This is a genomic window from Compostibacillus humi, from assembly GCF_014637175.1.
Taxonomy (GTDB): Bacteria; Bacillota; Bacilli; order Bacillales; family Amphibacillaceae; genus Oceanobacillus; species Oceanobacillus humi.
Window position 1 is genome coordinate 1 of record NZ_BMEV01000086.1, and the last position, 9,949, is coordinate 9,949.

A 9,949-nucleotide genomic window follows, 5' to 3' on the forward strand; every position below is an offset into this window, starting at 1 on the left:
GGAAAATGTGTTTAGGCGATTACATTTTACCAGAGTTTTGTCACTGTCTCATTTTTTTGTTCAAAAAAATTGGTGCTGGTTTTTACTCACCAACACCAAATATTATAGAGCCATTAAACCTTGTTCTTTGAGCCAGTTGCGGCTAACTTCGGTAATATCTTCATGTTCCACGTCTACCGCATAGTTTAATGTCATCATCGTTTCATTTTCTAAACGGTCCGCTAAGTTATTCAACAGGTCAGCAATGTCAGGATATTGATCAATAACCTCCTGTCTCACAACCGGGGCGCCATTATATGCCGGGAAAAATTGCTTATCATCTTCCAGAATTACTAGATTAAATCCTTTAATTCGCCCATCGGTTGCAAAACCGACGGAAACGTCAACCTGTCCGTCTTTTAATGCGTTATAAAGCAGACCAGAGTCCATCTTCACAACATTTTGAGAAGGGAATTCAAAACCGTAATGGTTCTGTAATCCTTTGATTCCATCATCACGAGCATAGAATTCAGCATTGGATGCAAACGTTAATTTTTTCGGATCATTATTCACATACTCGGCCAAATCCGAAATTGTTGTTATTCCTAATTCTTCAGCTGTTTCCTGTTTCATCATAATGGCATAAGTGTTGTTGAAGTCAGCTTTGTTCAGCCAGGCGATGCCATTTTCCTTATCATTTTCTTTCACTTTTTCATATGCTTTATCCGGGTCTGTTTCTACTTCCTGTTTCTGATAGATTACGAGGCCGGTTCCTGTATACTCCCAGTAAAGATCAATTTGTCCGTTTTCCAAGGCAGAGCGGACAACCGTACTTCCCATATTGCTCGCTTCTTCCACGTCAAACCCATTTTCTGTTAAATAAATCGAAGTAATTTTTGAAAGTATTTGTTGCTCCGTAAACGCTTTTCCGCCAACGGTTACTTTTCCTCTAGCTTCCGAAGAACTGCTTTCACTATCTTCGCCGGAAGGAGTAGAGGTGTCGTTGCTGCCGCAAGCCGCTAAAACCGTTAACAGAATAAGAGCAAATAAAGCAATTGCCAGTTTTTTCATCTAATTTCCTCCTCTTTAATAATTAATCTTTATAAATTCATCTATTAATCTGACTGTAAGATTCCTTTACATTGGTTCCACCTCCCGGGGACAAAAGGTGATAGAAATCTATAAACAAATGAAGGGAATATGAATTAGCTATATTCGGGCGTTCGCCGCAATCCGCGGGGAATTAAAGCTTTTTCAATAAGTGAAAGTATTTTATCGATGACGATGGCAAGAATGATAACCGGAACAGCTCCTGACAGCATAATGCCCGTATCAAACAGCGAAATCCCTGTGAAAATTAAATCACCTAGGCCCCCAGCTCCGATTAAAAAGGCTAAAGCTGCTGTTCCAACGTTAATGACAACTGATGTTCTAATTCCCGCCATAATGGCATACATGGCGTTCGGCAGTTCCACTTTAAAAAAAATCTGTTTGGACGTCATGCCCATCCCTTTTCCTGCTTCGATAATTAGCGGATTTACATTATCAATTCCAGCAACCGTATTCCGAAGAATTGGAAGCAAAGAATTGAACCAAAGGGCAAAAACAGCAGTTTGAAACCCGAGTCCGAAGTAGCTCATCACAAGGGCAAGAATGGCCAGACTGGGAACGGTTTGACCTATATTTGCAAAGTTTAGCACAATCCAATCGAATTTCTTAAATTTTGGTCTAGTAACTAAAATTCCAAGGGGGACAGCGGTACATATAGCCAATGCCGATGAAATGCCAATTAATTCTAAATGCTGGCCGGTTAAATATAAAAGATCCCCCGGATGGTCGAGAATAAATTGGAATGCGCCGGTAAAGTAGGCCCAAACAAAAATTGCTAAAATAATTGCATATAGCGCAAATTTTACAATTTGCTCCGTTTTCCTTTCGGTCATCATGTCCACCTCCTTATTTTACAATCGTTAAATCTTCAGGATGGACTCCGTTTAACAGGCTAAAGTCAGAAACATGAAGTACACCTAATAGGTTATTTTCCTCGTCTGCTACACCCGCTTCTCCGTTTGGCTCGGATAACATAACAGATAATGCCGTTCTTAAATTATCGTTCACAGAGATGACCTGACCACTCCAATCACTTTTGTTTCGGCCCTCTACAAAGCCATCAATTAACTCAACTAGATCTTTTACCTTTAATAGGGATAAGCGTTTCAGCGAACGGTCTTCGCCAACAAAGTCACGGACAAAATCATTTTTAGGATGGGATAGTATTCTATCTGGTGTATCGAACTGCATGAGCTTCCCTGCATTAAAAATGGCAACTTGATCTCCTAATTTAATTGCTTCATCGATATCATGGCTTACAAAGAGAATCGTTTTTTTCATTTCCTTTTGTATCTTTAAAAATTCATTTTGCAAATGTTCACGAATAACAGGGTCCAGCGCCCCAAACGGTTCATCCATCAGCATCACTGGCGGATCGGCAGCTAATGCCCGGGCAATGCCAATCCGCTGCTGCTGCCCGCCGGATAATTCGTATGGATATCGTTTCTGAAATTGTTCAGGGTCTAACCCCATCATCTCCATTAATTCATCATAACGTTTCTTTATTTTTGTTTCTTCCCAGCCTAATAGTTTTGGTACGACACTTATATTTTCTTCTATCGTCATATTTGGAAATAATCCGTTATGCTGAATCACGTAGCCAATCGATCTGCGTAGTTCGATGGCATCTGTATTATTGACATCCTTTCCGTTTACTTTAATAGTCCCTTTTGTTATTGGAATTAAACGGTTGACCATGCGCAGCAAAGTGGTTTTCCCGCAACCGGACGGACCAAGAAATACGCATATTTTCCCTTCCTCTACATGAAAACTGACATCGTTGACAGCTGTAACTTTCTTGTTACCGCTTTCATAAACCTTAGTAACATTTTCAAATTCAATCATTTACTTCACCGTCCTCCTTGTTTTTATCACAGAATCACGTAAGATTAAGCAGCTTTTTGGACGTCCCCTTTAGACAACTTTTTCTGCAGTTTTCCGATTAATAAATCAATCGTAATTGCCAAAATCGAAACTGCAATTGACCCCGCCTGAATCATGGCGGTGTAGCTTGTGGAAATTCCAAACGATATATAAACTCCTAATCCGCCTGCCCCGATATAAGCAGCAATGGCGCCAATCCCAATCGTCAGTACAACGGCTGTCCGAACACCTGCCATAATAACCGGCAAGGCAACAGGAATTTCAACTTTCATTAAACGCTGCATAGTTGTCATTCCCATTCCGATCGCCGCATCCCTTACATTCGGATCCACATTTTTTATCGCAACATATGTATTTCGGATAATAGGCAATTGGGAATATAAAATTAATGCAACCATTGCTGGCACAAAGCCAATTCCCTGATTAATCAAAGAAAAAATCGGAATCATAATACCAAACAAGGCAATACTCGGAATTGTCATGATAACTCCGGCGATAGATAATACGAGATTAGCCAAACTCTCCCTCTGAGAAATGTAAATTCCAAAAGGAATGCCGGTTAAAATAGCTATCCCGACAGCTAACCCAACTAATAAAATATGTTCAAAGGTCAAGCTAATTATCTCTGACCAATTTGATTGAATAAAAGTAATTAATTCCAAGTTGAACACCTCCTTCATTATGAACAAACTTGTTTCATCATACAAATATGCAAAATTTATGCCAAAACTTTTTTAGCAATTAAGTTTATTTTTAAAAAATTTTGTAAAAAAGATTGCCTTTTTGGTAAAAAAATTTTTACAATCTCCGAAATTAAAAAAGCCGGCAAAAAGGTTGAACTATCCTTTTCAACCGGCTCCATTACCTAAGAAAAATATTTTTTCATTTTATACAAAAGGCTTTGTCTTGATATGCCCAATTTTTTAGCAGCTTTTGAAGGCTGGCCAAGGGATTCATCAAGTGCTTTTAAAATATACTTTTTTTCTATGCTGCTCAGAACTTCCGGCAGTGTCATATTATCGGTTTCTTCTACCGCAACGATTTGGTCGTCGTTCACAAAATCTCGAATTTCCTTCGGAAAATCTTCAATCGTCAATAACTCTCCCCTGCATAAAACTACAGCTCTTTCAATGGCATTTTCCAGCTCCCTTACGTTTCCCGGCCAATTATACTGCATGAGCTGATTTAATAATTCCTTGTTTACTTGGAAATTTCTTTCATACTTTTTCCGATACCGTTCTAGAAATTTTTCTACTAAAACCGGGACCTCTTCTTTTCGTTCTCTCAATGAAGGGATATAAATGTCTACAATATTTAGCCGATAATATAAATCTTCTCGAAATTGGCCAGCCTCTACCAGCTTCTTTAAATCTTGATTTGTCGCACATATAATGCGTGTATCAGCTTTTCTTAAAACGTTGCTGCCTACTCTCATAAACGTTTTGTCTTGTGTAATTTGCAGCAGTTTGGCTTGAAATGACTGGGAAATCTCTCCAATTTCATCAAGGAAAATCGTGCCGCCATCAGATGATTCAAATTTCCCTTTTCTGCTTGCAACCGCACCGGTGAAAGCTCCCTTCTCATACCCGAATAATTCACTTTCAAGCAATTGTTCAGGAATGGAGGCGCAATTTACAGGTATAAACGGGCCATTTTTCCTCTCGCTAAGCTTATGGATCATATGGGCAATTTTAGTTTTCCCTGTACCGCTTTCCCCTTGAATTAAAACGTTCGCTTCTGTCGGGGCAACCCGTTCAACTAGTTGTAAAATATTTTTCATCGCATTGCTGCTGGCTATCAATTCTCCGTATTCTTCCGTCTGTTGAAGCTGCTCTTTCAGAAGCTTATTTTCTTCCTTGACTCCAATCCATTCAAACGCTTTTTCAATAGTAAGGACAAGTTCATCAAGCCGGACCGGCTTTGTCATGTAATCAAAGGCACCGACTTTCATTGCGGAAACGGCATTATCAATATTTCCATAAGCAGTCATCATAATATAAACTTTATTAGGATATAACCCGATAAACTCCTGTAAAAGTTGCAAACCTGATACATCTGGCAGTTTCACGTCCAGAAAGACGAGGTTTGCGGGAACTTCGGAGATTTTCCTGCGGGCTTCTTGTCCGTTTGCTGCGGTAAAAACAGTATACCCTTTTTTGGAAAGGGATGATTTTAAAATTTTTAATATTTTTGTTTCGTCATCTACTAGCAGTATGTTTTTCATTATTCTGAATCGCCCCTTTCCTCCGTTTTTGGCAATTGAATAGACATTAATGTACCGTTTTGATCTGAAAAAGCCTGTATTTCCCCGCCCATTTGCGTAGTAATTTCGTATGCTATGGATAACCCTAAACCGGTACCTTCTTTCTTTGTTGTATAAAACGGATTAAATATCCATTTTATTTCCGGCTCCGGAATCCCTGCTCCTGTATCTTTAATATTTATTAGCCATTTTGCATCTTCGTCTATTACTTGTACTGTTAAAGTTCCGCCTTCTTCCATTGCCTGAAGACTATTTAAAATAATATTTAAGAAAACTTGGGCTAATTTTGCACGGGAAGCAACAACAAAAGCTTCTTCAACCGCAAATGTTTTTTCAATCGAAACATTCAATTCTGAAAACCTATTATTTAATAAAGCCAGTAACTCTTCTAATACTTCTACAATATCAACAATCTCACTGTCACCATTCGAATCCCCTTTGGACAGCTTCAAAAATTCGGATAAAAGCTGATTTAAACGCTCCGTCGTATCTAAAATATCATCCGTCATATCCTTAACATAAGCCGCATCATTCGTATCCAGCTGTATAGCCTCCGCAGCAGCTTGGATTATGTTTAGCGGATTTTTAATTTCATGGGCAATTCCTGCAGTTAATTGTCCAAGCGAAGCTAGTTTTTCATTTTGCTTCAAATACTCTTCCATTTTCTTAATGTCACTTACATCTCGAACAATGAATAAATAACCGGTCTTATTTTGATCTTCTCCTTTGAAAAAGGCAGAGGAAATCTGCACGTCCAGCTTATTTCCCAGCTTGTCATATATATAGGTTTCCTGATCGTTAATTTCTCTTCCTTCCTTTAATGTTTTGGAAAAGAGGATCTCTTCTTCCTGTTTTCTAAATGGAATATCGACAAAAGGCTTGCCGATTACTTCTTCTTTTGTATATCCTGATAGTTTTTCTGCCCCTTGATTAAACATGACGACTTTTCCTTCTTTATCTGTCGTAATAATTCCGTATGGGATCGATTCCAATATCGTAAACAAATATTTTTCCTTGTCCCGCAATTCCCTTGCCATGCTGGCCATCGTTAAAGTAAGGTTTTCCAGTTCGTCTCCGGTGCGAAGAAGTTCAAAATTATCCCTCTTCCCTTTCGCATATTCTTTCACTTGATTCGTCAATTGGGTTATCGGATTGATGACTTTGTATGATCCGATTAAGGCGATGAAATACGAAAAGATAAGAACGAAGAGGAACCCTTTGAATTGGAGGCTTTGTACTTGCCTCGATGGTTCCATCGCTTCCTCCACTGACTCACAAATAATAAGCCCCAATCCCCCTAATGTAATCGGCCGATAGGAAGCGAGCAGAAAATTACCAAACATTTTCCCTTCCCATACGCCGCTCTTGTATTTGCTTAAGCTCTCTCCTACAGGGTGATTCTTCAGGCTTGTTCCAATATATTTTTCTTCCGAGTGAGCTATAATCGTTCCATTTCGGTCAATTAATACATTCGCGCCTTCAGAACCTATTTTTCCTTCAGCTAGAAAATCAGACAAAATGTGCAGATTGACATAGGCCAAAACGGCACCACGGTACTCTCCATTTTCATCAAGAATCGGATAGCCTATTCCGACTGTTTTCCGGCCATCTTCTAACATTAATAGATTCGTAATATAGAACGTTTGGCTCCATTCGATGCGGTCCAATATTTTATCCAGTTCCCGGTAATGGGATTTCTTTACGTTTGAAATCGTGTTAATAGAATTATTTGATTCATCAATGACATCGATAAATAAATATAACGGATTATTTGAAACAACATGTTGCATTTCATCTACATATAAAGAAGTGTCTCCGTTTGTGTCGCTTAACACAAATTTAGATATAATTCGTATGTCATTAATCATTTTCTCAAACAAATGGCTTACTTTCGTACTATAGGTTTTCGCACTGATTTTGCTGCGGTACTCAATTTCCGAATGTACCGAATCATTTAGAACATTGATAGTTAAAAAATAAATTAAAGCTAAAGAACTAAAAATGACGACAAAATTAATAAGCACATATCTTTTCGTAATTTTAGACTGGAACAACTGTTTCAAATATTTTCCCCACATACATTCTCCCTGTACTTGAAATATTTTAAAAATTTATTTGTATCTGATATTATATTAAAAAAATAAATACAAAAAAACCCTTTGCCCTCCTATATTGGTGTTTCAACGAAACTTGGGGGCAAAGGTAATCAATGAGGAACTACATTAATGAAAACTATTGTTCGCAATTTCGGCATAATGGCGTAATGTAATATGGACATCTTCATCACGGATAATCGGCAATTGCTTTCTGGCATTCTTTACTTCATGCATGTTTATTTCACAGATTTGAACCGATGGCTCTCCAAAAGGACATTCAGCAATAATTTTGCCATACGGGTCAATTACTTTGGAATTGCCATAAAAATTCAAATCGTTTTCCGTTCCTACCCGATTTACTAAGGCTACATAGCAGCCATACACCGTTGCATAAAACTGACCGACTCTTTCCCAGCCGATAGAGCTGGAAACATCAGGTCCGATGCCGCCTTCAGGACTATTGATCAGACCAATAAGCAAAGAAGTATTGAAGTGAGCTGCAATATGCATTAACGATGGGTGCCACATATCATTGCAGATTAACATGCTTGATGTAAATGAGTCTATTTCTGCAACATGTACTCTTTTTCCTTTAGAGAAGTACTTCCCTTCCTCAAAAATACCATATGTTGTCGGATACAATTTTCTTTGTACAGAATAAACTTTTCCGTCTCTAATCATCATTGCTGAATTATATATTTGCTCGCCTTTCCCCTGTTCAACAAAGCCAAAAACGACATTCACCCCGATTTCTTTTGACACTTCACATACTTGCTTGATTTCCTTTGAATCTGGTGTTAACCCTACATGATATAGCTGTTCTTTTAAATCATATCCGGTTAACGATAATTCAGGAAAAATAAGCAAATCTGCTTTCCCTTTAAACTCCCGCATAATATGTAACATTTCTGATAGGTTTTTTTGGACATCCCCAAAAACCGGAGCGGTTTGAACTATTCCCAGTTTCATTATGCTCTCTCCTTGTTAATTATTGTATCTAAATTCCCAACAGCTGTTTTGGGTTCTGATTTACCATTGTGAAAATCTCGTTTTCATTAATGCCATGAACTAACAGTTCATCAATAAAATTGCTCAGCGCTTTAATCGGAGGAATATTATGCTTTTGTCCATAATCTGTAACTAATACACAGGAGTTTGCGCCAAGTTCTCGAATGCTTTCCGCCATTTGCTGAACGGAAATATCTTGAAAATCAGGACTGCACGCTAAATAACATTTTTCAAGTAAACATCCCTGTTTAACCAGCTCTTTTTCCAGAGAAAATGGGACTCTGGCTATCCCTAAATCACTATGCTGAATTAAAATTTTCTCTACTTTTCTTTCTTTTGCCGCTTCTACTAAAGCAACCACCTCTTCAGGCGATAAATGGCCGGTGGCTAAAATAATATTCGCTTCTGCTATTAACTCTAATATTTCATGAACCTCCGGCAGAATTTTTTTATTTTCATCCCAAATGGTAATTCCGGTTGATGGATGGGTTAATGGACGGCTGCTGTTAAAAAACCTTGTCTTCTTCTTGCCAAAGTCCCGCTGATGTTCGTCGGATGAAAAGGTTGGCATCCATATAATCTTTGCACCTAAACGGATAGCTGCATCTACTGCTGCTTGCGATAAGCCGCCGGTAAAATAATTACATACTAATCCGCCATATACGTGTAACCCGGGTTCTTTTTCCCGGATGAGACTTGCTCGATCTGCCGTTTGGGATTCATGGGATTTTAACACAACCCCGGCCATTTCGGCTTTTTTAACATCTTCAATCAGTTCCCAGTCTGTTTGCTTTCTTGGAAATATGCTTGGCGAACTATGTACATGCAATTCTATCGCCCCTTTAAGCAGAGGATGAAAATCTTTATTCATGTAACCACTCCTTCAAATATTGGTAACATCTTTTACTATTTAACAAGCAAATTATGTGCCAACTAAAATGGACAGTTTGAACCTATTAATATTCAATATTTTTAGGAATTTACAGCATCAGGGCAGGAAAAGATGAAAATAATTTTTACAAATTAAGGTTTTCGAAATTGGAAATGAAATAATTTATTGTAAGTTCCTGATTAATCAATAGAATTTTCCTCTTTAAAAATCCTCATGGAATTCTCATCCAATTCTAATGTTGTTCTTCCAATATTTTAAGTTTGTAAATTTATTATTGAAATTGCTTGAAAATAAATTAACAATTCAGCACAGAGAGGTGAAAGAGATGGTACTGGAGATTTTTCGGCGAAGGGAGCAGAAATATTTAATTACAGTGGAACAATATATGATGCTCGTTGATGAAATGTCGCCCTATATGCGCTTCGACAAATTTGGCCGCGACGGTAAATATACGGTGACGAGTTTATATTTTGAAAACCGGAATTATGACATTTACTTTGAAACGAAAAATAAACTTCCATTCCGGCAGAAGCTTCGTCTTCGGATTTACGATGATACAGATATCGGCGGAGCAGCTTTTTTTGAAATCAAACAGAAACATAAACCCGAGTTCGACAGTTGCTAGGTAAACGAATGCCCCTCAAAGCTTTATGTATCAAGGTTTTGAGGGGTAAAAAGGGCATAATTATTGTGTTACTAGCTTTTCGGTTTGATTTC

9 protein-coding genes are annotated in these 9,949 nt (G+C 38.1%); 1 reads left to right on the forward strand and 8 read right to left on the reverse strand.

Going from position 1 to position 9,949, the window contains the following annotated elements; translation table 11 throughout:
• Positions 1-102: 102 nt before the first annotated feature.
• From IEV18_RS15435 to IEV18_RS15470, 8 genes are all read right to left on the reverse strand, one after another.
• Complete coding sequence (locus IEV18_RS15435) at positions 103-1,050, reverse strand: glycine betaine ABC transporter substrate-binding protein (RefSeq protein ID WP_188393280.1); 948 nt, start codon at positions 1,048-1,050, stop codon at positions 103-105.
• Positions 1,051-1,184: 134 nt separating this feature from the next.
• Positions 1,185-1,922 carry an ABC transporter permease gene (locus IEV18_RS15440; RefSeq protein WP_188393281.1) on the reverse strand — a complete coding sequence of 246 codons (738 nt, stop codon included), beginning with the start codon at positions 1,920-1,922 and terminating at the stop codon, positions 1,185-1,187.
• Positions 1,923-1,935: 13 nt separating this feature from the next.
• Positions 1,936-2,934: an ABC transporter ATP-binding protein gene (locus IEV18_RS15445; protein WP_188393282.1), complete on the reverse strand. Its 999-nt coding sequence runs from the start codon at positions 2,932-2,934 to the stop codon at positions 1,936-1,938.
• 44 nt (positions 2,935-2,978) lie between these two features.
• Positions 2,979-3,635 carry an ABC transporter permease gene (locus IEV18_RS15450; protein WP_229733683.1) on the reverse strand — a complete coding sequence of 219 codons (657 nt, stop codon included), beginning with the start codon at positions 3,633-3,635 and terminating at the stop codon, positions 2,979-2,981.
• Between the two features lie 203 nt (positions 3,636-3,838).
• Positions 3,839-5,197, reverse strand: coding sequence for a sigma-54-dependent transcriptional regulator (locus IEV18_RS15455; RefSeq protein WP_188393284.1), 1,359 nt, complete (start codon positions 5,195-5,197; stop codon positions 3,839-3,841).
• Positions 5,197-7,299: a PAS domain-containing sensor histidine kinase gene (locus IEV18_RS15460; protein WP_188393285.1), complete on the reverse strand. Its 2,103-nt coding sequence runs from the start codon at positions 7,297-7,299 to the stop codon at positions 5,197-5,199. Before IEV18_RS15460 ends, IEV18_RS15455 begins: the two co-directional genes overlap by 1 nt.
• Before the next feature lie 159 nt (positions 7,300-7,458).
• On the reverse strand, positions 7,459-8,301 hold the full coding sequence (locus tag IEV18_RS15465; protein ID WP_188393286.1) for a nitrilase-related carbon-nitrogen hydrolase: 843 nt from the start codon (positions 8,299-8,301) through the stop codon (positions 7,459-7,461).
• A 28-nt stretch (positions 8,302-8,329) separates the two neighbouring features.
• Entirely contained in the window at positions 8,330-9,211 is an 882-nt protein-coding gene (locus IEV18_RS15470) for a DUF6282 family protein (RefSeq protein WP_188393287.1), read from the reverse strand.
• A 346-nt stretch (positions 9,212-9,557) separates the two neighbouring features.
• Here IEV18_RS15470 and IEV18_RS15475 point away from each other — a divergent pair, with 346 nt between their 5' ends.
• Complete coding sequence (locus tag IEV18_RS15475; RefSeq protein ID WP_188393288.1) at positions 9,558-9,857, forward strand: VTC domain-containing protein; 300 nt, start codon at positions 9,558-9,560, stop codon at positions 9,855-9,857.
• Positions 9,858-9,949 lie beyond the last annotated feature (92 nt).